22 protein-coding genes, 1 pseudogene and 1 other annotated feature (1 of these 24 cut by a window edge) are annotated in these 23,869 nt (G+C 49.2%); of the genes and pseudogenes, 21 read left to right on the forward strand and 2 right to left on the reverse strand.

Features of this window, described 5'->3' with window-relative positions; all coding sequences use genetic code 11:
- Nucleotides 1-10: 10 nt before the first annotated feature.
- The 13 genes from efp to spo0A all read left to right on the forward strand — a co-directional run bounded on the left by efp (nucleotide 11) and on the right by spo0A (nucleotide 12,267).
- Entirely contained in the window at nucleotides 11-577 is a 567-nt protein-coding gene (gene efp, locus AC3B4V_RS01255; protein ID WP_023467577.1) for an elongation factor P, read from the forward strand.
- Between the two features lie 168 nt (nucleotides 578-745).
- A complete protein-coding gene (gene accB, locus AC3B4V_RS01260) occupies nucleotides 746-1,195 on the forward strand; it encodes an acetyl-CoA carboxylase biotin carboxyl carrier protein (protein WP_488377563.1) in 450 nt (149 codons plus the stop codon).
- A 15-nt stretch (nucleotides 1,196-1,210) separates the two neighbouring features.
- Entirely contained in the window at nucleotides 1,211-2,563 is a 1,353-nt protein-coding gene (gene accC / locus AC3B4V_RS01265) for an acetyl-CoA carboxylase biotin carboxylase subunit (protein ID WP_035409099.1), read from the forward strand.
- Between the two features lie 121 nt (nucleotides 2,564-2,684).
- On the forward strand, nucleotides 2,685-3,089 hold the full coding sequence (gene nusB / locus AC3B4V_RS01270) for a transcription antitermination factor NusB (protein ID WP_023467580.1): 405 nt from the start codon (nucleotides 2,685-2,687) through the stop codon (nucleotides 3,087-3,089).
- Nucleotides 3,090-3,158: 69 nt separating this feature from the next.
- Nucleotides 3,159-3,992 (forward strand): bifunctional methylenetetrahydrofolate dehydrogenase/methenyltetrahydrofolate cyclohydrolase FolD, encoded by an 834-nt coding sequence (gene folD / locus AC3B4V_RS01275; RefSeq protein ID WP_488377564.1) that lies wholly within the window; start codon nucleotides 3,159-3,161, stop codon nucleotides 3,990-3,992.
- Nucleotides 3,989-5,311: an exodeoxyribonuclease VII large subunit gene (gene xseA / locus AC3B4V_RS01280; RefSeq protein WP_488377565.1), complete on the forward strand. Its 1,323-nt coding sequence runs from the start codon at nucleotides 3,989-3,991 to the stop codon at nucleotides 5,309-5,311. The genes folD and xseA overlap by 4 nt, the downstream gene beginning before the upstream one ends.
- Nucleotides 5,312-5,313: 2 nt before the next feature.
- Nucleotides 5,314-5,535: an exodeoxyribonuclease VII small subunit gene (gene xseB, locus AC3B4V_RS01285; RefSeq protein WP_023467583.1), complete on the forward strand. Its 222-nt coding sequence runs from the start codon at nucleotides 5,314-5,316 to the stop codon at nucleotides 5,533-5,535.
- Nucleotides 5,532-6,401 carry a polyprenyl synthetase family protein gene (locus AC3B4V_RS01290; RefSeq protein ID WP_064300285.1) on the forward strand — a complete coding sequence of 290 codons (870 nt, stop codon included), beginning with the start codon at nucleotides 5,532-5,534 and terminating at the stop codon, nucleotides 6,399-6,401. The genes xseB and AC3B4V_RS01290 overlap by 4 nt, the downstream gene beginning before the upstream one ends.
- A 117-nt stretch (nucleotides 6,402-6,518) precedes the next feature.
- Nucleotides 6,519-8,405, forward strand: a complete 1,887-nt coding sequence (gene dxs, locus AC3B4V_RS01295; RefSeq protein WP_488377566.1) for a 1-deoxy-D-xylulose-5-phosphate synthase — start codon at nucleotides 6,519-6,521, stop codon at nucleotides 8,403-8,405.
- Nucleotides 8,406-8,411: 6 nt separating this feature from the next.
- Nucleotides 8,412-9,218, forward strand: coding sequence for a TlyA family RNA methyltransferase (locus AC3B4V_RS01300; RefSeq protein ID WP_214857101.1), 807 nt, complete (start codon nucleotides 8,412-8,414; stop codon nucleotides 9,216-9,218).
- Between the two features lie 154 nt (nucleotides 9,219-9,372).
- Nucleotides 9,373-9,822 carry a transcriptional regulator AhrC/ArgR gene (gene ahrC, locus AC3B4V_RS01305; protein WP_023467586.1) on the forward strand — a complete coding sequence of 150 codons (450 nt, stop codon included), beginning with the start codon at nucleotides 9,373-9,375 and terminating at the stop codon, nucleotides 9,820-9,822.
- A 12-nt stretch (nucleotides 9,823-9,834) separates the two neighbouring features.
- On the forward strand, nucleotides 9,835-11,541 hold the full coding sequence (gene recN / locus AC3B4V_RS01310; protein ID WP_064300282.1) for a DNA repair protein RecN: 1,707 nt from the start codon (nucleotides 9,835-9,837) through the stop codon (nucleotides 11,539-11,541).
- A gap of 3 nt (nucleotides 11,542-11,544) precedes the next feature.
- The gene (gene spo0A / locus AC3B4V_RS01315; RefSeq protein ID WP_035398295.1) at nucleotides 11,545-12,267 is read left to right on the forward strand and encodes a sporulation transcription factor Spo0A; all 723 of its coding nucleotides are present in this window, start codon (nucleotides 11,545-11,547) and stop codon (nucleotides 12,265-12,267) included.
- Between the two features lie 36 nt (nucleotides 12,268-12,303).
- Here the strand turns inward: spo0A and AC3B4V_RS01320 are convergent, their stop codons facing one another.
- Both AC3B4V_RS01320 and AC3B4V_RS01325 read right to left on the reverse strand, forming a co-directional pair.
- Entirely contained in the window at nucleotides 12,304-12,882 is a 579-nt protein-coding gene (locus AC3B4V_RS01320; RefSeq protein WP_488377567.1) for a dihydrofolate reductase family protein, read from the reverse strand.
- A 675-nt stretch (nucleotides 12,883-13,557) separates the two neighbouring features.
- A complete protein-coding gene (locus tag AC3B4V_RS01325; RefSeq protein WP_488377568.1) occupies nucleotides 13,558-13,812 on the reverse strand; it encodes a DUF2627 domain-containing protein in 255 nt (84 codons plus the stop codon).
- Between the two features lie 122 nt (nucleotides 13,813-13,934).
- On the opposite strand from AC3B4V_RS01325, the gene AC3B4V_RS01330 reads away from it, so the two are divergent.
- From AC3B4V_RS01330 to AC3B4V_RS01365, 8 genes and pseudogenes are all read left to right on the forward strand, one after another.
- Nucleotides 13,935-15,590, forward strand: a complete 1,656-nt coding sequence (locus tag AC3B4V_RS01330) for a sigma 54-interacting transcriptional regulator (protein WP_058704307.1) — start codon at nucleotides 13,935-13,937, stop codon at nucleotides 15,588-15,590.
- Between the two features lie 144 nt (nucleotides 15,591-15,734).
- On the forward strand, nucleotides 15,735-16,655 hold the full coding sequence (yqiS, locus tag AC3B4V_RS01335) for a phosphate butyryltransferase (protein WP_041255026.1): 921 nt from the start codon (nucleotides 15,735-15,737) through the stop codon (nucleotides 16,653-16,655).
- A 13-nt stretch (nucleotides 16,656-16,668) separates the two neighbouring features.
- Nucleotides 16,669-17,793, forward strand: a complete 1,125-nt coding sequence (locus AC3B4V_RS01340; protein ID WP_023467593.1) for a Leu/Phe/Val dehydrogenase — start codon at nucleotides 16,669-16,671, stop codon at nucleotides 17,791-17,793.
- A gap of 16 nt (nucleotides 17,794-17,809) precedes the next feature.
- Nucleotides 17,810-18,913, forward strand: a complete 1,104-nt coding sequence (gene buk / locus AC3B4V_RS01345) for a butyrate kinase (protein WP_488377569.1) — start codon at nucleotides 17,810-17,812, stop codon at nucleotides 18,911-18,913.
- Nucleotides 18,883-20,303: pseudogene (gene lpdA, locus AC3B4V_RS01350) on the forward strand (dihydrolipoyl dehydrogenase). The gene buk and the pseudogene lpdA overlap by 31 nt, the downstream one beginning before the upstream one ends.
- Before the next feature lie 13 nt (nucleotides 20,304-20,316).
- Nucleotides 20,317-21,330: a thiamine pyrophosphate-dependent dehydrogenase E1 component subunit alpha gene (locus AC3B4V_RS01355; RefSeq protein WP_023467595.1), complete on the forward strand. Its 1,014-nt coding sequence runs from the start codon at nucleotides 20,317-20,319 to the stop codon at nucleotides 21,328-21,330.
- Complete coding sequence (locus AC3B4V_RS01360) at nucleotides 21,327-22,310, forward strand: alpha-ketoacid dehydrogenase subunit beta (RefSeq protein ID WP_023467596.1); 984 nt, start codon at nucleotides 21,327-21,329, stop codon at nucleotides 22,308-22,310. Before AC3B4V_RS01355 ends, AC3B4V_RS01360 begins: the two co-directional genes overlap by 4 nt.
- 14 nt (nucleotides 22,311-22,324) lie before the next feature.
- Nucleotides 22,325-23,593 (forward strand): dihydrolipoamide acetyltransferase family protein, encoded by a 1,269-nt coding sequence (locus tag AC3B4V_RS01365; protein WP_488377570.1) that lies wholly within the window; start codon nucleotides 22,325-22,327, stop codon nucleotides 23,591-23,593.
- Nucleotides 23,594-23,649: 56 nt separating this feature from the next.
- Nucleotides 23,650-23,869: a binding site (T-box leader), on the forward strand; it runs 32 nt beyond the window's last position.

Genomic DNA, 23,869 nt, shown 5'->3' on the forward strand with positions numbered 1-23,869 from the left:
GGAACCATTCATGGTATCAGTAAACGATTTAAAAACAGGATTAACGATTAAGACTTCAGACGGTATGATTTGGCAAGTACTTGAATTCCAACATGTTAAACCAGGTAAAGGGGCAGCGTTCGTTCGGACGAAAATGCGTAACATCCGTAACGGAAACATCCAAGAGATGACATTCCGTGGTGGTGAGCGTGTCGAACGTGCACACATCGAGCGTAACAAGATGCAATACCTTTACCCAATGGGTGAGACTTACGTCTTCATGGACACAGAATCGTATGAGCAATTGGAATTGACGACAGCACAAGTCGAAGCAGCTCTTCCATACTTGCTTGAAAACATGGAAGTTCAAATCGCGGTTTACAACGGCGAAATCCTCGGTCTTGAATTACCGAACACAGTCGTCATGACGATCGTTGAAGCAGAGCCTGGCGTTAAGGGTGATACAGCTTCGAACGTCAAGAAAAATGCAACAGTGGAGACAGGTCATATCATTCAAGTCCCACTCTTCATCGAAGCAGGCGAAAAAGTAACGGTTGATACACGTACAGGTGATTTCACAGGTCGTTACAACGGATAATATTGAAACGACAAGACGTCTCTCACCTTTTATCAGGTCGAGAGACGTCTTTTTTCATCCAGCTTGACTTGCATCCAATGGTATGACCAGTTAATATAAGTATTTGAGTAGGCATTAGCACCTGGTATAATAATTGTGAATACAGCATAGATGGGGGAAGAATGACAGATGAAAATCGATCAGTTGAAACAAGTACTCGAAATGCTCGATCAGTCGAGTGTAAATGAACTCTCACTCGAGACGGATACGTATAAATTGAAGTTGAAGAAACAAGGAGAAACAGTGACGGTATCGCATCAAGCACCTGCTGCGCCGGTAGCAGCGCCAGCTCCTGTGAAGCAAGCGGCAGCACCAGTCGAGGAAGAGACGACTGCGGATGATACGGTCACGATCAATGCCTTGATGGTTGGAACGTTCTATTCGCGTCCGAATCCGGATAAACCGGCATACGTCAAGGTCGGTGATCAGATTGAAGTTGGTCAGATCGTTTGTGTCCTTGAAGCAATGAAACTCTTCAATAACTTAAACTCGGAAGTATCTGGAACAGTCGTCGAGATTCTTGTCGCCGATGGAGATCTCGTTGAATTCGGTCAACCACTCTTCCGGATCCGTCCGTAAACGGGGGTGAACAGCATGGAAAAATTATTGATTGCCAACCGTGGAGAAATCGCCGTCCGGATCATTCGAGCGGCAAAGGAACTTGGAATACAAACCGTTGCTGTCTACTCGACGGCGGATAAGGAAGCCTTGCACGTTCGTTTAGCCGATGAGGCGTACTGCATCGGTGAGGCGAGTTCTGCTTCATCCTACTTAAACGTTACGAATATCCTCGCGATCGCAACGAACCGTCAAGTGACGATGATCCATCCAGGGTACGGTTTCTTAGCCGAGAACGTTGATTTTGCTGAGATGTGTGAAGCGTGCGGGATCAAGTTCGTTGGTCCGACGTCGGATGCGATTCGTCAGATGGGGATCAAGGACGTTGCGAAGAAGACGATGATCGAGTGTGGCGTGCCCGTCGTACCTGGTTCGGATGGAACGGTCACGGACGAAGAAGCGGTCGCACTGGCGCAAGAAATTGGTTATCCGGTCATCATCAAAGCAACAGCAGGTGGTGGAGGTAAAGGGATTCGGGTCGCTCGTTCGGAAGAAGAGCTGATCAACGGGCTAAGTGAGACACGCCGTGAAGCAAAACAAGCTTTCGGAAACGGGGATGTCTATTTAGAGCGCTTTATCGAAGAATTCCGCCATGTCGAGGTACAGGTCCTCGCTGACCGTCACGGCAATGTCATTCACCTTGGTGAACGGGATTGTACCGTCCAGCGCCGGATGCAGAAACTGATCGAGGAAGCGCCATCACCTGCGGTCAGTGAAGCGACACGATTGAAGATGGGCGAGGCTGCCGTAAAAGCCGCAAAAGCGATTCAGTACACGGGAGCTGGAACGATTGAATTCATCTTCGTCGAAGAGACGGAAGAATTCTTCTTCATGGAGATGAACACGCGCATTCAAGTCGAACACCCGGTAACGGAGATGATCACTGGATTCGACCTCGTGCAAGCGCAATTGCAAGTGGCGCTCGATCATCCGCTTGCCGTTAAACAAAAGGATATCAAGTTCCACGGTCATTCGATCGAGTGCCGGATCAATGCCGAGGATCCAGATCATGATTTCCGTCCGTCTGCTGGACGCGTCACACAATACGTGACACCAGGCGGAATGGGTGTGCGCATCGATAGCGCGGTCTATCCAGGGTACATGATTCCACCATACTATGACTCGATGGTTGCGAAATTGATCGTCCATGCGGAAACACGGGAAGAAGCATGTGCGAAGATGGAACGTGCACTAGCTGAATTTTGGATCGAAGGTGTCAAGACGACGATCCCGTTCCACGAACGTGTTCTCAGTCACCCGGTATTCCGGCGTGGCACGTTCACGACGAAATTCGCAGAGCGTGAGCTAAAAGGTACGATCGTTAACTGAATCAGGACGGGGAGTTTGTGCGACGAACTCCCGTCTTTTTTTGGCGTTCTCTATGTTTTTTAAAAGAGGAATGTGCTAAACTAACTGATTGAGAACGACAAAAAAAGGAGCACGCAAAATCATGATGAAACGACACATGGCACGCGAACTCGCAGTCCAATCTTTGTTCCAAATGGAGCTTTCGGATCTGACTGCACAAGAGGCCATTGAATTCGCGGTAGAAGGTAAGGAATATGACACATTCGTCGAGCAATTGGTGAACGGTGTCGAAACGAACAAAGCAACGATTGACCAACATATCCGAGAAGCGCTGGTCAACTGGTCATTCGAACGACTCGGAAACATCGAGCGGACGATTCTTCGCTTAGCCGTCTACGAATTATTATTCGAAACGAACATTCCAGTTCGAGTGACGATCAACGAAGCGATTGAATTGACGAAGGCGTTTGCTGACGAAGAAGCGACAAAAATCGTGAACGGTGTTCTCGGTAAGGTCGCACAAGGCGTCGTCAAAGAAAATTCATAAACTTGTAAAACCGAATAGAGACAAACAGACAGAAGAGTGAATCGAACTTTTTGGGGGAGTGGACAAATCATGGCAGTAGTAATCGATGGAAAACAGGTAGCCCATTCATATCGTATGAAGCTGAAAGAAGAAGTCGCACGTCTGAAAGAACAGCGGATTCAACCGCAATTGACTGTCATCCTGATTGGCGAAGATCCTGCTAGTCAGTCCTATGTACGTGGTAAAGAAAAGGCGGCGAAGGAAATCGGCATGGATTCGGAGTTGATCCGACTTCCGGCAGAAACAACGGAATCAGAGCTTCTTCACTTGATCGACCGTCTGAACGTTGATGCGAGTGTCCATGGGATTCTCGTCCAATTGCCGTTGCCTGACCACATTGATGAAAGTAAGGTCATTTTTGCGATTTCTCCTGAAAAGGACGTCGATGGTTTTCATCCTGTCTCTGTCGGGAAAATGATGATTGGTGAACCGACATTTTTACCGTGTACACCAAACGGCATTCTTCATCTCGTCAAAGAGATGAACGTACCGATTGCTGGTCAACACGTCGTTGTCGTCGGTCGTAGCCAAATCGTCGGTAAACCCGTCGGTATGTTGTTCTTGAATGAATCGGCTACCGTTTCCTATTGTCATTCCAAGACAAAAGATCTCGGTGCGATGACGCGTCAAGCGGATATTTTGATTGTCGCAGTCGGCGTACCGAAGCTGATTACGGCGGATATGGTGAAACCGGATGCTGTCGTCATTGACGTTGGTGTCAACCGTGTCGATGGCAAACTCGTCGGTGATGTCGAGTTTGATACGGTACAAGACATTGCATCGATGATTACACCTGTTCCGGGTGGCGTTGGTCCGATGACGATCACGATGCTACTGCATAACACGATCGAGGCTGCGCGATGAGCGAACCTCTTCACGTTTCCGATTTAGTCCACTATGTCAAACGTGAACTAGAAGGCGACGCCCTTCTGCAACAAGTCCAGGTGGTGGGAGAAGTGTCGAACTTTAAACGACACTCTTCCGGTCACCTTTATTTTACGTTGAAGGACGAGCAGTCACGGATGAAAGCTGTCATGTTTGCCCGGGATGCGAGTCGAGTCAAAGCAGACGTTCGCGATGGGATGCGAGTCGTCGTCACCGCGCGCTTATCCGTTTACGTCTCTTCTGGGGAGATGCAACTCTATGTCGAACGGATGACGGAAGACGGTGTAGGAGCGTTATATGAGGCGTTCTCACGCTTGAAGGTGGATCTTGAAGAGCGTGGTTGGTTTGATCCAGCAATCAAACAATCGTTGCCAGCTTTTCCAGAGCGCATCGGAATCATCACGTCGCCAAAAGGAGCAGCGCTTCATGATATCGCAACGACACTCCGGCGCCGTTATCCGCAAGCGGCCATCGTCTTCGCTCCGGTCCTTGTACAGGGAGCGGACGCGGCACCACAAATCAGTCGTGCCATTCAGCTGATGAATGAGCATGATGCCTGTGATGTGTTGATCATTGGTCGTGGTGGTGGTTCGATTGAGGAGCTGTGGGCATTCAATGAGATGTCTGTCGTGACAGCCGTGTTTGAATCACGCATTCCGATCGTCTCTGCCGTCGGGCACGAAACGGATTTTACGATCAGTGATTTCGTCGCCGACGTTCGTGCGGCTACACCAACGGCAGCGGCAGAACTCGTCACTCCGGAAGCAGAGGCACTATCTCGACGGGTGCAGGATGTGAAGCGTCGTTTAGAACGAACGTATGCACAACTCCTCAAAAGTAAACAAGAGCAAGTGACACGGCTTGCCGCGAGCTACGGTCTGAAATCACCACGCGTCCTACTCGGACTGAAGCAGGAACAATTGGACCGAGCAGAGATGGCACTCCAAAAGGAGATCAAGCAAGTAGTAGCGCAACACCAGCAACAGGTGGAGCGTCTTGACACACGCTTACTGCGTGTGCCGATGCGGGACCGCTTCGTGCAACAACGGGCGACGATTGAACAATCACGACGTCGACTCGAAATCGTTCGTCGACTTTTACAATCGAAGCAACAACAGGTGCGTCATGTGCTCGCGCGACTCGACTCCGTCAGTCCGACGCATGTTCTGATGCGCGGCTATACGTATGTCGAACAGGATGGACAAATCGTCCGTTCCGCGAAGGCATTGACAGCGTCTTCGTTCGATATCCGATTCCATGATGGAACGATTCGTGCTAAACGAGAGGATGGGGAGTAAGAATGGAGACGGAACAATCTTTTGAAGAAGCACTGGAACGATTAGAAGAAATCGTCACGTTACTCGAAGAGGGCGAAGCTCCTCTTGAACAAGCGATGGCTCTATATGAAGAAGGCGTCAAACTGACGGCTCTTTGCCAAGGAAAGTTATCCGTTGCTGAGAAAAAACTCGATCAAATCCTGGAGCAAGATGGTACGCTTCGGGAAAAAGGAGGAGCGCAATGATTGCTTTGAATGAGTGGAAGACACAAGTCGAAAACAAAATGGAAGAGTTCATGGAGCGACTCGACGCACCGGATCGTTTACGCGATTCGATGCGGTATTCACTCGATGCGGGTGGGAAACGAATTCGCCCAGCCTTGATTTATGCGGTACTCGATGCTTTTTCCATCGATCGTTCAAAAGGTGACGCGACTGCTGCGGCACTTGAGATGATTCATACATACTCACTGATTCACGATGATCTTCCCGCAATGGACGATGATGATTTGCGTCGAGGGCGTCCGACGAATCATATCGCTTTTGATGAAGCGACAGCGATTTTAGCAGGAGATGCCTTGCTCACGAACGCCTTCAGCTGTCTTCTTGAGACACCAGCTTCGTCAGAAGTGAAGCTTGCACTTGTCGAACGGTTAGCAGCAGCGGCTGGTGCTACGGGTATGGTCGGTGGTCAGCTCGACGATATGCTCGGTGAGCGTGGCGGCATCAATGACGTAGCGGAGCTTGAGTCGATTCACCGTCGGAAAACAGGAGCACTCCTCGTCTTTGCAGTCGAAGCGGGTGGTTTGCTTGCCTCGGTCAGCTCGACGGATCTTGAGCACTTGAAGCAATACGGTCGCCATCTCGGAATCGCATTCCAAATCCAAGATGACATCTTGGACGTGACGGGAGATGCTGAAAAAATCGGCAAACCGGTTGGTAGCGACGAAGGGAACGAAAAAGCAACGTATCCAAAATTACTGGGTCTTGAAGGAGCGAAACGCGCACTGACAGCTCAGGTGGAAGCAGCGGAACAAGCGATTGATGCATTATCAGTCGAAGCGACGACACTTAAGGAACTGCTCGACTTCGTGGTCAAGCGCGACCATTAAGCAGGACGACGCATCTGCGTCGTCTTTTTCTATGCTGACAATGGCGCTCGATAGATTGTTCTAGTACAATGTAGGGTACAAACCCTATAAGATTGTAAGGAAAAGAGGCGGTAAGGTATGAAATTGACAGAAATACAGGATCCGTCATTTTTAAAGCGTATGTCGGTCTCCGAACTCGAAGTACTCGCAGGCGATATTCGACGCTTTTTGATTGAAGAATTAGCGACGACAGGTGGACACTTGGCACCGAACCTCGGTGTCGTCGAGTTGACGCTTGCGTTGCATCGTGAATTCGACAGTCCGAATGACAAGTTCGTCTGGGATGTCGGGCACCAAGCATACGTGCATAAGATTTTGACAGGACGAGCGAGCCAGTTTGATACGCTCCGTCAGCACAAAGGACTCTGTGGGTTCCCGAAACGCAATGAGAGTGTGCATGACGTCTGGGAGACAGGACACAGCTCGACGTCCTTGTCAGCAGCAATGGGGATTGCTGTTTCGAACGAACTGAGCGGTAAGAGTGATCGTGCAGTCGCGATCATTGGTGACGGTGCTTTGACAGGTGGTATGGCACTCGAAGCATTGAATCATATTGGAGCAGAACAACAAAACGTCATCGTCATCTTAAACGATAACGAGATGTCGATTGCACCAAACGTTGGGGCGATGCATCAAATGCTTGGACGAATTCGTTCATCACGTAAAGTGCGTTTTGCCCAAGACGAGCTTGAAACGTTGATCAAAAAGATTCCGGTCATTGGCGGACGCCTTGAAAAAGGAAGCGAGAAGTTGAAGGAAGCCGTTAAAGGCGCACTTGTTCCTGGCATGTTCTTTGAAGAGCTCGGCTTCAACTATTATGGTCCAGTCGATGGGCACGATCTTGATGATTTAATCGAACAGCTCAATTACGTGAAAAAAGAAGAAGGTCCTGTCCTGCTTCATGTTATCACGAAAAAAGGGAAAGGCTATCGTCCGGCAGAGTTCGATGGCGTTGGCACATGGCATGGTCTTGGACCGTACAAGATGGAGTCTGGCGAAGTCATCAAAGGGAAATCAAAAGCACCTAGTTACTCCTTTACGGTAGCGGATACTTTAACAAAGATGGCACGCGATGATGAAAAGCTGACGTTGATCACGCCAGCGATGAGCGTCGGTTCAAAACTCGATTGTTTTGAAAAAGAATTCCCAGAGCGGATGTTTGACGTCGGGATTGCAGAACAACATGCTGTGACATTTGCAGCTGGTCAGGCGACGCAAGGCATGAAACCTGTCGTATCGATCTACTCGACCTTCTTCCAACGTGCATACGATCAGCTTGTTCACGACGTGGCGCGTCAAAATCTAGATGTGACGTTTACGATTGACCGATCAGGTCTCGTTGGCGCAGATGGTGAAACACACCAAGGCGTCTTCGATATTGCCTTCATGCGTCACGTACCGAACATCCGGATCGTCATGGCGAAGGATGAGAACGAACTGCAACACTTGCTCTATTCGGCCGTCAAATATGAAGGGCCAATCGCCGTTCGTTTCCCACGTGGAGAAGGTATCGGTGTACCAATGGACGAGACACTGCATGAAATTTCGCTTGATACATGGGAAGTCGAACGTGAAGGAACGGACGTCGCGATCCTTGCGTTTGGACCACAAGTACAAGATGCGCTCAAAATCGCGGATCTCCTAGCAGACGAACTGTCGGTTCGTGTCATCAATGCTCGGACGATCAAACCGCTTGATGAGAAGATGCTGAATGCCCTTTACGCAGAAGGCATTCCACTCGTGACGCTCGAAGAAGCCGTCTTAAAAGGTGGATTCGGATCAGCTGTCCTTGAGCATGCGAACGAGCAGGAAGTATTCCCGCGCGTCAAACGCTTTGGTATTCCGGATTGGTATATCGAGCATGGCGGTGTGAACGAATTACTGGAAGAAATCGGATTATTACCTGGACAAATCGCAGAAGAAGTACGCGCTTTCGTCAATCAAGGAAAGAAACAGAGTGTGTGACGATTCATGGAAAATGTAAAAAAAATCCGCCTCGACGTTCTTCTCGTCGAGCGCGGTTTGTTTGAAACGCGTGAAAAAGCAAAGCGATCGATCATGGCTGGACTGGTCTTTAGTGGTACGGAACGATTAGAGAAGGCCGGTGAGAAGGTCAAGTCGGACATCGATCTGCACGTCAAAGGTCAGTTGATGCCTTATGTCGGTCGTGGAGGCTTCAAGATGGAAAAGGCACTTCAAGTATTCGATTTCGATGTCACGGGTAAAACAGGTCTCGATATTGGATCGTCAACGGGTGGCTTTACCGACTGCTCCTTACAAAATGGAGCAGCACATATGTATGCGCTGGATGTCGGTTCCAATCAGCTGGACTGGAAGCTTCGCTCGGATGACCGTGTGACGGTGATGGAGAAAACGAACTTCCGGCATGCGACACCAGACATGTTCCCTGTTGCGCCGCAGTTTGCGACGATCGATGTGTCATTTATCTCGTTACGGTTGATGCTTCCACCGCTGAAGACGATCCTCGTCGAAGGAGGAGATGTCATGGCGCTCGTCAAGCCGCAATTCGAAGCGGGGCGTGATGACATTGGTAAAAAAGGCATCGTGCGTGATGAACGGATTCATGTCCGTGTCCTCGATGAGATGGTCGAATTCTTCATTCAACAAGGATTCTATGTGAAACAGCTCGACTATTCGCCGATTACTGGTGGAGAGGGGAACATCGAGTTCTTATTGCATGCGCGCCTTGGTCAACCAGGACTTGATGCATCCGTCCATGCGACGGAGACAGTCAAGCAAGCACATGCTAGTCTTTAAACGAACAGATGAAAACGAGGGCGGATCCGGTTCATGGGTCCGTCCTCATTGTTGTTCGGAGCGACGAAAACCGTATAATAAAATGGCAAACGTGGACTTTTAATGATTTATTGGATTACAATAGTAACATCGAAGAATACTGTGAGGTGCAGGAATGACAAAGGGGCAACGGTTGATTAAGATTCGGGAGATCATCACCCAGTCGGAAGTAGAAACCCAAGATGAATTGGTAGAGGAATTACGGAATGCAGGATATAAGGTGACACAGGCAACGGTATCACGAGATATCAAGGAACTTCATCTCGTTAAGGTTCCGTTGAATGATGGACGTTATAAATACAGCTTACCCGCCGACCAACGCTTCAACCCACTCGGGAAATTGCGGCGTCTGCTCGGGGACAGCTTCATCTCGATTGATTCTGCTCAAAATCTGATTGTCATGCATGTCCTGCCGGGAAATGCGAACGCAGTCGCCGTCTTACTGGACCATTTGAGCTGGAACGAACTGCTTGGCACGGTGTGTGGGGACGATACGATCCTATTGATCGCACGAAGTGAGGAACAAGCGAAAGAAGTGACCGAACGAATTTTAGAAATGCTGTAAGGAGTTGACAGGATGCTAGCTGAATTATCGATCAAACAATTTGCGATCATTGACGAGCTACAGATCGACTTTAAAAAAGGAATGACCGTCTTGACTGGGGAAACAGGTGCCGGTAAATCGATCGTTCTCGACGCGATCGGTTTATTGATTGGTGGACGTGGATCCGCGGAATTCGTTCGATACGGGGAAGATCGGGCGGAACTAGAAGGATTGTTTCTGATTGAAGACGACCATCTCGTCTATGATCTCGCAGAAGAGTATGGTATCGATATCGAAGATGGATTGATCATCTTACGACGTGATCTGTTCGCGACCGGGAAAAGTGTCTGTCGCGTCAACAATAAGCTGGTCACACTGACGATCTTACGGGAGTTCGGGCGTGTCCTCGTCGACATGCACGGGCAACATGAACATCAGCATTTAATGGACAGTACGTATCATCAAGCGATTCTCGATGACTTCGCGCAAGAGACGATTGCACCGCTCCTTCAAGCCTATCAATCCGGTTATCAAGCGTATGAAGAAAAACGGATGGCGCTGCAATCGCTCGCGCAAAGTGAGCAAGAACTCGCTCAACGGATTGATCTACTATCGTTTCAGACGGAAGAGATTGAAGGCGCAAAACTTCGAGCACATGAGGAAGACGAGTTGCTCGTCGAACGAAATCGTCTCGCGAATTTCGAGAAGCTATATGCGTCGTTAAAGACAGCGTACGATGCTTTGCATGATGAGATGCGAGGCATCGACTCTGTCGGAGACGCGATGCGTGAATTACAACAAGCATCAAGCATCGACGAACAGTTTTCGCAACAGAGTGACGCGATCGCAAGCGCTTTTTATGGACTCGAAGAAGTCGGGTATGCGATTCGAGATCAACTCGAAACACTTGAGTTTGATTCCAATCGACTCGATGAGATTGAACAACGTTTATCCGTCTTTCAACAACTGAAACGAAAATACGGGGCGACGATCGAGGAAGTCATCGCGTATGGGGAGAAGATTCGAGTTGAACTCGATACGATGACGAATCGAGATGAACGGATTGAACGCTTAAAAGCCGAAGTCGAACAGCTCGAAGGCGAATTGTTTGAGATAGGTGGGCGTCTCTCGCAACAGCGTCGAAAAGCGGCCGTTCAATTAAGCGAAGCGATTCATCTGGAGTTGCGTGAGCTCTACATGGAAAAAGCACGGTTTGAAATTCGTTTTCTTCAAGACGGGAAGACACCGATGCTACGCAAGAACGGAATCGACCAAGTGGAGTTCTTCATCATGACGAATGCGGGAGAGCCATTCAAGTCGCTCGGAAAAGTTGCATCGGGCGGGGAGTTATCTCGTATCATGCTCGGATTGAAGTCAATCTTCTCGCGCTCGGTCGGAGTTGCTTCAATCATTTTCGATGAAGTCGATACAGGAGTATCGGGTCGTGTCGCACAAGCGATGGCTGAAAAAATCTATCGTTTATCGGTAGACGGACAAGTGCTTTGTATTACGCACTTACCGCAAGTCGCTTCGATGGCCGATCAACATCTCTATATTCGGAAAATCGAGGAGACGGATCGTACGACGACACAGGTCAACGTCTTGTCTCAGTCAGATCGAGGAAACGAACTAGGACGGATGATTTCCGGTGCACATATGACGGATTTGACGTTACGCCATGCCGAGGAATTGATGGATCAGGCGAAGACGATGAAAGAATCGCTTAAAAATGGGGTGTAAGGATTGATTAAAGTCGGGATAGCAGATGATAATCGCGAAATGGTCGAACTGATTCGCCAGCATATCTCTGCGCAAGAAGACATGGAAGTCGTTTGCGTCGCCTACAATGGCGAGAGTTGTCTCGAACGTATGAAAGAACACGAAGTGGATGTATTGCTCCTCGACATCATCATGCCTCATTTAGATGGGCTTGGTGTTCTCGAAGAATTGATGAAGAAAAAGAAGAACCCTGCTGTCATCATGTTGAGTGCCTTCGGTAAAGACGAGGTCTCGCAACAGGCGGTCACCCTCGGAGCATCGTACTTCTTACTTAAACCGTTCAGCATGGATCAGCTCGTTCAAAAAATTCGTCTCGTGACGAATCAAGGACAAGCACCGATCGTCGAAACGATTGATTTAAAAGTCGGTACGACACTTCGAGAAGTGGGGATTGCTCCGCATATTAAAGGCTTCACGTATTTGAAGGACGCTGTCTTAATGGTGCTTGAACGGGAAGATTTACTCGGATTGATCACAAAGGAACTCTATCCGACGATTGCGAAGAAACACCAAACGACGGCTTCTCGTGTCGAACGAGCGATGCGTCACGCCATCAAGTCCGCCTGGAACGAAGGGATGCAACAGCACGAGCTCTTCAATGGCCGAATCGAACAAGAGAAAAGTCCGAAGAACTCGGAATTCATCTCGTATGTTTCGAGTCATATGAATCAAGAACAATCTGGTTAAAGGAAACACACCGTCTGAATGATAGACGGTGTGTTTTTAGTTCCTATCCCGTTCATAGCAAGCGATCAATACGCCGTTATCAAACGTGTGTCGTTTCGTGACATTCCAAGTGATGGGCGTCATTCCGTTGTCGGGAAATAGACGTTTACCAGAACCGATGATGACGGGATAGAGGATCAATCGAAGTTCATCGATCAGATCAGCTTCATAAAGCGTATGAACGAGTTGACTACTCCCCCAGACGTGAAGTGGTGGTCCGTCCTGTTGTTTCAAGCGTGTTAGTTCAGAAGTTGGTTGATTCAAATATGTCGTCGGCTGCCAAAGAATAGGTGGTGTATGACGCGTAGCAACATACTTCATGGCATGATCAGCAACTGGCCAGATATCTGGGTGGAGTGGCCAGTAACTCGACCATTGCTCGTATGTTTTGCGACCGAGTAACAGGGAGCAATCCTCTTGCATCCATTCACGGATGACCTGACCAATCTCAGGATGTTGAAATGGAGCAGTCCATCCCCCTTGTTCGAAGTCGTTGCTCACATCCTCATTCTTTCCGCTCGGTGCTTGAATGACACCGTCTAACGATAGATGTTCGAATACGATGATTTTTCGCATGAAAGGTCTCCTTTCGATTACGATCTGCTTATAGCATACCGTAAAGCTAAAAATATATAAAAGCGCTTGCAAATAAATATTGCATAAACTGAAATGTTTGTTATAATAAAGGTACCAAATGATTTGGCAAGACGTCAGATGAACGTCGAGTCGACAAGGACTCCGGAAATCCTGTTGACGAACATCATCTCAGAACGCCAACTGTAAATGGCTCAAGAATGCCGGACGACATTCTCTTGGTAGAAGTCGTACCAAGGTATCTTGTTCATTCTAGATGAGAAATCTCGAATGAATGGGAGCTTCCATGATTTCGAAGCTAGGGAAAAGTGGAAGGTAACGGATCGTCTAAAATGAAAAGTACAGTTCGTGAAAAGGAGTGTTGTCTAGCAGTGATTGTTAGCAACCGAATGTTTGACTGCTTCAAGCGGATGACATTACGCTCCACCTAGGTCCCGAGTACAGTCAGATGATGGAACTGAAACACCATTCTATCGTTAGCCCGATAGCCAGATCTGATTTCTTTCTACCTCTTCATTAAGAGGAACACCTAAGGTTTTGGAGTACACGAATAGTTCTAACTATGAGAGGAGTTCATCCGTAAGTGAAACCAATTTTATACGAGTAAAAGGTCCCGCGCTTGAAATGAGTTCAAGAGATGGGGACCTTTTTCTGTGTTCATTTTTTTTGATAGCGGTCGGAGACTTTTCCACGTTTTCGATCGCGATAAAAGACATATCCTGCGACAAATCCAATGCCACCCATCGCAAGAACCAAACCAACGAGACCTTGCAGTACATATACGTAAGCCGCATCGCCTAAGTATTTAAACGGCACTTGCGCAATTAGAAAAACACTATCACGCATGAGCTTAATACCAATCGCGCCGATGACGCCGGGGATTAATAATGAGAGCAAACCAATGATACGCATAGGACGCCACTCCTTTCCAAGCGTATTGTATCAAAAAATCGATCGTTCTGCGAATCGGGTTTGCTTCCCTATTTTATTCCGAGTACGATAGAAATGTAAGCAGTTTCAAAGGGGGAATTCATATGCATCATCTACTCGTCGTCGGGGCTGGTCAAGGGGGAACAGAAGTCCTGCATGCGTTTCAACGTTCACCATTATTAACGGTCATCGGTCTCGTCGATCCAAACATGGAGGCGCCTGGGGTGGCGCTTGCACGGCGTGCGGACATTCGGATCGAAACGAATTGGTCAGCTTTTGAAGGAGCTGATGTCGATTTCATCATTGACGCTACAGGAGAAACTGGCGTACTTGAGCAATTGATTCATGATTTTCCGGGAGCAGCGGTCTTACCGGGTGAATTCGTCAGAGTGTTGCTTGAGCGATTGACTGAAAAAGAGAAAATGCTCGAAGCAATCATTCATTGTACGAGCGAGGCGATTTCCGTCGCCGATCAAGACGGACAGACGATGCTGATCAATCCAGCATATACGCGTATGACTGGTTTCACGGAGCGAGACGTTGTCGGAAAACCGGCAAGTGCCGATATCGGAATGCAGGAATCCGTTCATTTGAAAGTCTTGAATACGGGCGAGAACGTGCGGGATGTTCGCATGAAGATCGGGCAAGATCAACGTGATATCATCGTCAATGCGGCACCCGTCATCGTCGATGGACAAGTCCGCGGTTCCGTTGGGGTCATTCGGGATATTTCAGAAATGAAGGCACTCGCCAAAGAATTGAAGGCAGCGCGACAAAAAATCCGGACGCTCGAAGCCAAATATACTTTTGACGATATCATCGCTGAGAGTGAAGCGATGCGCTTCGTCGTCGATCAAGCAAAGCTTGCGGCAACGATGCCCGTCAACGTCTTGATTCGCGGTGAATCCGGAACCGGCAAGGAACTGTTTGCACATGCGATCCATGCAGCGAGCGAACGTAAATATGAACAATTTGTCCGCGTCAACTGTGCGGCAATCGCACCGACGTTACTCGAAAGTGAACTATTCGGCTACGAGGAAGGCGCGTTCTCAGGAGCGCGACGTGGTGGGAAGCGGGGATATTTCGAAGAAGCACATGGAGGTTCGCTATTCTTAGATGAGATTGGCGAACTACCACTCGACGTCCAGGCCAAACTATTACGGGTGTTACAGGAAAATGAAGTCGTTCGCGTCGGTGGGACGAAGGCGATTCCAGTCGATGTCCGGATTATCGCGGCGACGAATGCGAATCTAGAGCAAAAGATCATCATGAATGAGTTCCGAGAAGATCTCTACTACCGGATCAATCGTTTACCGATTCACATACCGGCACTACGTGAGCGACCGGATGATATCGCACCATTGACCTTGCACTTACTCCGTAAATTGAATCAAAGTTATGGACGATCGGTCGGACGGATCTCAGATGATGTACTCGAAGCAATGAAGAAGCAACCGTGGAAAGGAAATGTCCGCGAGCTTGAAAATGTCATCGGTCGCGCGTTGATTTTTACGGATAAAACAGAAACCGTCTTGCGAAAAGGTCATCTTCAGCTTGTCGTGCCACAAACAACGAAAGTCACGACGAGACAGAAAAAGGAAATCAAGCATCTATCGGACGAGATGTCACACGTCGAAGAACGGTTGATTCGGGAAGCGCTTACTGCCTTTAATGGCAACAAAACAGAAGCGGCGAAACAACTCGGAATTTCTCTTCGGGCACTTTATTACAAAGTGGAACGATTTAACATCTATTCGTGAAGCGCAAATTTTTGCGTGCAATATATTGCAAAAAATGCAAAAGCGTGCAAAATTAAAGACGTTCTTGCTTAACCTACCGTCTCTTTTGAATTGGCACGAAAATTGCTATTACTATTTATGTATGACAGGTGAGGGGGGAATACGGTGAGATTCAGTGAAATGGTCGAGCAGGCAGCTCGACTCGAAGATTCCGTCGTTGCGATTGCAGCTGCGGATGACGAAGAAGTGATGGATGCTGTCGCATTAGCAATTGAGAACGATTTAGCGCGTTTTCATTTGTTCGGGGATGCGACACGGATTCAGCAGATGATTCAAAAGCGAGCATTACGAGAGTCACAGTTCGTGATCACTCATACTTCTACATCGCAAGAAGCGGCAGAACGTGCCGCTCATGCCGTTCGCAAAGGGGATGCGAGCGTCTTGATGAAAGGTCTTGTTCCGACAGCAACGTTCATGAAAGCTGTCTTGAACAAAGAAACGGGTCTGCGTTCAGGGAATGTCTTGTCGCATGTCGCGTTGTTTGAAGTACCGGGGCGTGAATCAGCAATCGGATTAACCGATGCAGCGATTCATATCCAACCGACACTCGAAGACAAAGTGAAGATCATCGAAAACGGTGTCTCCGCCTTACGAGCGCTTGGATACGGCTTACCAAAAGTCGCAGTCTTAGCAGCTGTCGAAGTCGTCAATCCAACGATGCAGGCGACGATTGATGCCGCTCTGCTAACACAAATGAACCGACGTGGTCAAATCAAGGATTGCCTTGTAGACGGACCACTCGCACTCGACAATGCCGTAAATCTCGTCGCTGCCCAGCAAAAAGGGCTAACGGGAGACGTAGCAGGTCAGGCGGATTTACTCGTCGTTCCGCAAATTGAAGTCGGAAACGTCATCTACAAATCACTCATGTATTTCGCACATGCCTCGGTTGCGGCGATTCTCGTCGGAGCGCGGGCGCCAGTCGTTTTGACTAGCCGTGCCGATACAGCAGAAGCAAAAATGTACTCACTAGCCTTTGCGCTATTAAATGCCCAACAGACGAAAAAAGTAAAACAAACAATCTGAGGAGGAACTTAAAATGGTCGAAACAAACGTAGAATCACGCTTCAGCATCTTTGAAACAATGGAGATGGAAGATTACGAACAAGTCGTTTTTTGCCACGATAAAGTATCAGGACTAAAAGCAATCATTGCGATTCATGACACGACACTCGGACCGGCACTCGGTGGACTTCGCATGTGGAACTATGCATCAGACGAAGAGGCATTGATTGATGCGCTCCGTTTATCAAAAGGAATGACGTATAAGAACGCAGCCGCTGGGTTGAACCTTGGTGGTGGTAAAGCTGTCATCATCGGCGATGCGAAGACACAAAAGTCAGAAGCACTCTTCCGGGCATTCGGACGTTACGTCCAGTCACTGAACGGTCGTTACATCACAGCAGAAGATGTCAATACGACGGTTGCAGACATGGATTACATCCACATGGAGACAGATTTCGTTACTGGTGTCAGCCCAGCATTCGGATCAAGCGGTAACCCATCACCGGTTACGGCATACGGTGTCTACCGTGGAATGAAAGCAGCAGCAAAAGAAGTGTACGGAACAGATTCACTTGGTGGAAAAACGATTGCGATCCAAGGTGTCGGTAACGTTGCCTTCAATCTATGCCGTCATTTACATGAAGAAGGGGCGAAACTGATCGTCACGGACATCAACCAAGAAGCACTTCAACGTGCAGAAGAAGCATTCGGTGCCTTGATCGTCGCACCAGAAGACATCTACAGTGTCGAAGCGGATATCTTTGCACCATGTGCCCTCGGTGCGACATTGAACGACGAGACGATTCCACAATTGAAAGTCAAGATTATCGCTGGTGCAGCAAATAACCAACTCAAAGAAGACCGTCACGGTGACATGCTTGAAGAACGCGATATCTTATACGTACCAGACTTCGTCATCAATGCCGGTGGTGTCATCAACGTTGCCGATGAACTCGACGGATACAACCGTGATCGTGCCATGAAAAAAGTTGAACTCGTCTACGATGCAGTCACGAAAGTGTTCGAAATCGCAAAACGCGATCATTTACCGACATACCGGGCGGCTGAGAAAATGGCAGAAGAGCGCATTGCGACGATGCGTAGTGCCCGCAGCCAGTTCCTGCGTCGTGATAAAAACATTCTAGGATCACGCGGCTGATCAGAGGAGGATATCCATGAGCGAACGTATTTTAACGATCAATCCCGGTTCGACGTCGACGAAGATTGGTATCTTCGAAGGGGCGAATCAGGTGTTCACGAAGACGTTACGCCATCCAGCGGAGGCGGTCGGAGGACCGCTTCCAGCGCAGCTGGAGATGCGTCGTCATGTGTTACTCGAAGTGTTAGCTGAAGAACAGATTGATTTGAAAGCGCTTACCGCAGTCGTGGGACGCGGAGGACTACTCCGACCACTCGTTAGCGGTACGTACGCCGTTAACCGGGAAATGCGAGAAGACTTACTCAGCGGTATTTTTGGCGTCCATGCCTCGAACCTCGGTGGACTCCTCGCGGATGAGATTGCTCGGACACTCGATATCCCATCGTTCATCGTTGATCCAGTCGTCGTTGACGAACTTGAGCCGATTGCGCGAATTACAGGCTTACCTGAACTTGAACGAAAGAGTATTTTCCATGCCTTGAATCAAAAAGCTGTCGCGAAGCGGTACGCGAAGGAAATCGGACGTCCCTATGAGGAACTACGTCTGATCATCGCACACATGGGCGGCGGCATTACGGTCGGTGCGCACCAAGAGGGGCGTGTCATCGATGTCAACAACGGACTCGATGGAGAAGGACCGTTTTCGCCGGAACGAAGCGGATCGCTACCTGTTGGTCAACTAGTAGAACTATGTTATAGTACCAAGTATAAACTTGAAGAGATGAAGCGTCTGGTCGTTGGGTCAGGCGGACTTGTCGCGCACTTGGGAACGTTTGACGCGATCGAGATCGAGCACCGGATTGAGGAAGGCGACGAAAAAGCGGCGTTGTTATATGACGCGATGGCGTACCGGATCGCAAAAGAGATCGCTGGTCAAAGTGCCGTCTTGTTCGGTCAGATCGACGCGATCATCCTAACAGGCGGACTTGCCTATAGTGATCGATTGACGCGTGCGATCGAAGAACGCATCGCCCACCTCGGTCAAGTCGTACGTAGTCCTGGTGAAGATGAGTTGCAGGCGCTCGCAGAAGGAGTGTTGCGTGTCTTACGTGGGGAAGAAGAAGTTAAGGAATATGGAGGCGAACCAACATGGCTAGAGAATTCGACGTCGTTGTCCTAGGTGGTGGACCCGGTGGATATGTCGCCGCGATTCGTGCGGCACAAGCCGGGAAGTCGGTAGCAATCGTGGAACAAGGAAAATTAGGCGGGACATGCTTACATCGTGGCTGTATCCCATCTAAAGCCTTTTTGAAATCAGCAGCAGTCTATCAGACGGTCAAACACGCTGCTACATATGGCGTGGACGTACCGGAATCGTTTTTACGATTCGAACAGGTCAAACAACGTAAACAAGAGATCGTAGATGGATTAGAGGCAGGCATTCAGCATCTGATGAAAAAAGGAAAGATTGAAGTCTTTCATGGTCGGGGTTCGATTCTTGGACCAAGTATCTTTTCACCGATGCCGGGAACGATCAGCGTTGAGCCGGAAGAAGGCGAAGGCGAGTTGATCCTTCCGCGTCAATTGATCGTCGCGACAGGGTCGCGTCCACGTCCATTAAACGGTCTTGCTTTTGATTCAGAGTATGTCCTCAGTTCGGATGATGCACTCGATATGGCAGAGTTGCCAAAATCAATCGTCATCATCGGTGGCGGCGTCATCGGTGTCGAATGGGCATCGATGTTGACAGATTTTGACGTCGCAGTAACGGTCGTCGAATTTAGCGACCGGATTTTACCGACGGAAGATGCGGCAGTCAGTCGTGAAGTCGCCCGTCAATTGAAAAAGCGGGGCGTCAAGATTCATACCGGCGCAGCTGCACAAAGTGACACGTTCCGAATGTCAGAAGACGGTGTCTCGATCGCGATGACCGTAACGGAGAACAAACGACGCTTGAAGCGGATAAATTGCTTGTCGCCATCGGTCGAATGGCGAACGTCGAAGGCATCGGAATTGAAAACACGAATATCGTCGTCGAAAATGGCTTCATCCAAGTCGATGACCATTTCCGGACGAAGGATCAACATATCTATGCGATCGGGGATGTCATCGGTCGCTTACAACTGGCGCACGTTGCGTCAGCAGAAGGTGTCAAAGCGGTCGAGGCGATCGTAAACGGAACGACGACACCACTTGAATATGCGTTCGTACCACGTTGTATCTACAGCGTACCGGAAGCGGCATCGGTCGGTTTAACGGAAGACGAAGCAAAACGTGCCGGAATGGACGTCAAGGTAGGGAGCTTCTCGTTCAATGGATTAGGGAAAGCGCGGATCGAAGGAGAGGCGGCAGGCTTCATCAAGCTCGTCTCGGATGCGAAGACAGATGATCTCGTCGGCGTTCACATCGTCGGACCAAAAGCAACGGAACTGATCAGTGAAGGTGGATTAGCGCTCGTACTCAATGCAACGGCATGGGAAGTCGGACAGCTCGTGCATCCGCACCCGGCCTTGTCAGAAGCATTCGGAGAAGCAGCACTTGCCGTCGACGGACTTGCGGTTCACGCCTAAGGAGGAATTACGGATGGAAAAAATAGAATTCAAAGAATTAGTAGAACTCGGATTAACGGAACAGGACGCGATTCAGATGTTCGAAACGATGGTCCGTGCGCGGAAGATCGACGAACGGATGTGGAAGTTGAACCGAGCGGGTAAAATTCCCTTCCTCGTCTCATGTCAAGGACAAGAAGCGGCTCAAGTTGGTGCAGCGTTCGCCCTTGAAAAAGGAACGGACTACATTTTGCCGTATTACCGTGATTTAGGCGTCGTCTTGCACTTCGGTCAAACGTCACGCGATATTATGCTGTCGGCATTCGCAAAGGCAGAAGATCCGAACTCAGGTGGTCGTCAAATGCCAGGACACTACGGTTCACGTGCTTTGAACATCGTCACGGGTTCAAGTCCGGTTACGACACAAGTCCCACATGCAGTCGGGATCGCACTTGCTGCGAAGATGCGTAAGGAACCACTCGTTGCTTACGTCTCGTTCGGAGAGGGCTCTTCAAACCAAGGAGACTTCCATGAAGGGGCGAACTTCGCCGGAATTCATAAGCTCCCGGTCATCTTGTTCTGTGAAAACAATAAATACGCGATCTCGACACCTCTCTCGAAACAGTTGTCGGCGAAACACGTCGCTGATCGTGCGATCGGCTACGGAATGCCTGGTTATACGGTGGACGGCATCGATCCACTCGCTGTCTATAAGGTCGTCAAGGAAGCACGCGAGCGCGGATTACGGGGAGAAGGTCCGACCTTGATTGAAGTTGAAGTCGAACGTCTCGTGCCACACTCATCGGATGATGACGATAAATCATACCGTTCTGCTGAAGAACTCGATGCCTTAAAAGCACGTGACGGTATCAAACTCTTCCGGGCGCGTCTGATCGAAATGGGCGTCCTGACGGAAGAGTCAGCGACTGAAATCGAACAAGCGATGGAAAAAGAAGTCGATGAAGCAACAGCTTATGCGGAAGCAGCAGCTTACGATGCGCCAGAAAATGCATTACGTTACGTGTACGACGAGGAGGAAACGAAATGACGACGTTAAGTTTAATCGAAGCAATCAATAGTGCAATCAAAGAAGAGATGGAACGCGACGAGTCCGTCTTCATCCTCGGCGAAGACGTCGGTGTCCGTGGTGGTGTTTTCCGGGCGACACAAGGATTGCTCGAACAATTCGGAGAAGAACGTGTCATCGATGCACCACTCGCTGAGAGTGCGATTGCCGGTGTCGGAATTGGAGCTGCGATGTACGGCATGCGTCCGATTGCTGAAATGCAATTCGCTGACTTCATCATGCCAGCGGTCAACCAAATCGTCAGTGAAGCAGCGAAGATTCGGTATCGTTCGAACAATGACTGGACGTGTCCGATCGTCATCCGCGCACCGTTCGGCGGCGGTATTCACGGGGCACTTTATCATTCTCAGTCGGTCGAAGCGATGTTCAACTCGACGCCTGGTCTGAAAATTGTCATCCCATCGAATCCATATGACGCAAAAGGATTGCTAAAGGCAGCGATTCGTTCGAATGATCCGGTCTTGTTCTTTGAGCACAAACGAGGCTATCGTCTGTTAAAAGGGGATGTTCCTGAAGGCGACTATACGGTCGAAATCGGTAAAGCAGACGTCAAGCGTGAGGGCGAAGACGTGACGATCATCACTTATGGGCTATGTGTTCATATGGCACTTGAGGCAGCAACACGCCTTGAAAAAGACGGAATCGATGTCCACATCCTTGACTTGCGGACGGTGTATCCAATCGACCGCGAAGCAGTCGTCGAAGCAGCGAAAAAGACGGGGAAAGTCTTGCTCGTCACAGAAGACAATAAAGAAGGTAGCGTCATGAGTGAAGTGTCGGCGATCATTGCAGAAGAAGCATTGTTCGATCTCGATGCACCAATCGAACGACTCTGTGGTCCAGACGTCCCAGCGATGCCATACGCTCCGACGATGGAGAAGTTCTTCAACATCTCAAGCGAGAAAATTGAAGATAAAATCCGGACGTTACACGCATACTAAGGGGGAACTGACCGATGAAGACTGAAACACTTACGATGCCACAACTCGGGGAAAGTGTTACTGAAGGAACGATTTCGATGTGGCTTGTCAAACCGGGCGATACTGTCAAAAAATATGATCCGATTGCAGAAGTCATTACCGATAAGGTAACGGCAGAAGTCCCATCTTCATTTGATGGTGTGATTGAAAAACTGCTTGCAGAAGAAGGGGATACGTTGCAAGTCGGTGACGCGATTGTCACGATGCAAGTCAGTGGTGGGTCAACGGAAGTCGCTGCGACCGAACAAGAAGTACCGGCTGTCGAAGAAACGACGTCGTCTGATACATCGATGAAAAAACGCTATTCACCAGCTGTCTTGAAACTATCGGGAGAACACGGCATTGATCTCGAACAAGTGACGGGTACTGGAGCTGGCGGACGGATTACACGGAAAGACCTCTTGAAACTGATCGAGTCTGGATCGATCCCGACACCACAAGCAACTGAACCAAAACCGGAAGCGCAAGCGGCTCCGCTAGCGCCTCCGGCAGAAGCACCACCTGCACCAAAACGTCCGGTCAGTGCACCACAACCGACGGAAACGGGCGACATCGAGATTCCGACTGCCGGTGTGCGTCAAGCGATCGCTTCGAACATGGTACGTGCGAAACACGAAGCGCCACATGCCTGGTTGATGATCGAAGTCGATGTCACGAACTTGGTCGAAGCACGTAATCGTCATAAAGATGCGTTCTTCAAACAAGAAGGGGTCAAATTGACGTTCTTGCCGTTCTTCATGAAGGCGACGGTCGAAGGATTGAAGAAACATCCGATCATGAACTCGACATGGGCGGGAGATAAGATCATTCAAAAGAAAGCGATCAACCTATCACTTGCTGTCGCGACGCAGGACGCTCTGTTCGTACCGGTCGTCAAGAATGCGGATGAACTAAGCATCAAAGGTATCGCACGCGCGATCGATGACTTCGGGAAACGCGCACAAGCAGGTACGTTGTCGTCTGCTGAGATGCAGGGCGGTACGTTTACTGTCAACAACACAGGATCGTTCGGTTCGATTCAATCGGCACCGATCCTCAACTTCCCGCAAGCGGCAATTCTATCCGTTGAATCGATCGTCAAACGTCCGGTTTGGGTGAACGGTATGTTCGCAGCACGCGACATGGTCAACCTCTGTATGTCGATCGACCACCGGGTACTCGATGGACTCGTTGCCGGACAGTTCCTGCAAACCGTCAAACAAGCGCTCGAATCGATTGACCCGAACCAACTTTCCCTATATTGAGTTTTTCCAGTTGACAGGGAAGAAGAAGCATCGTAATATAAGAATCAATTCAACACACGATAGCAAAGACGAAGAGAAGTAACTTGTGAAACGATTCAAGAGAGCTGATGGGTGGTGCGAATCAGTATCGGGCAACAAGCGAATGGCCTTCTGAGCTTCAGACCAAATCCCTTCAATGGGTAGTAGGCTCTGACGGGTTCCTCCCGTTATCGGGGTCGACGAATCAGGACAACGGTCCGGTTCGTTTCAAAGGGGACGGTGTCAGCATCGTCAACG

The organism is Exiguobacterium sp. E17S (genome assembly GCF_057772545.1).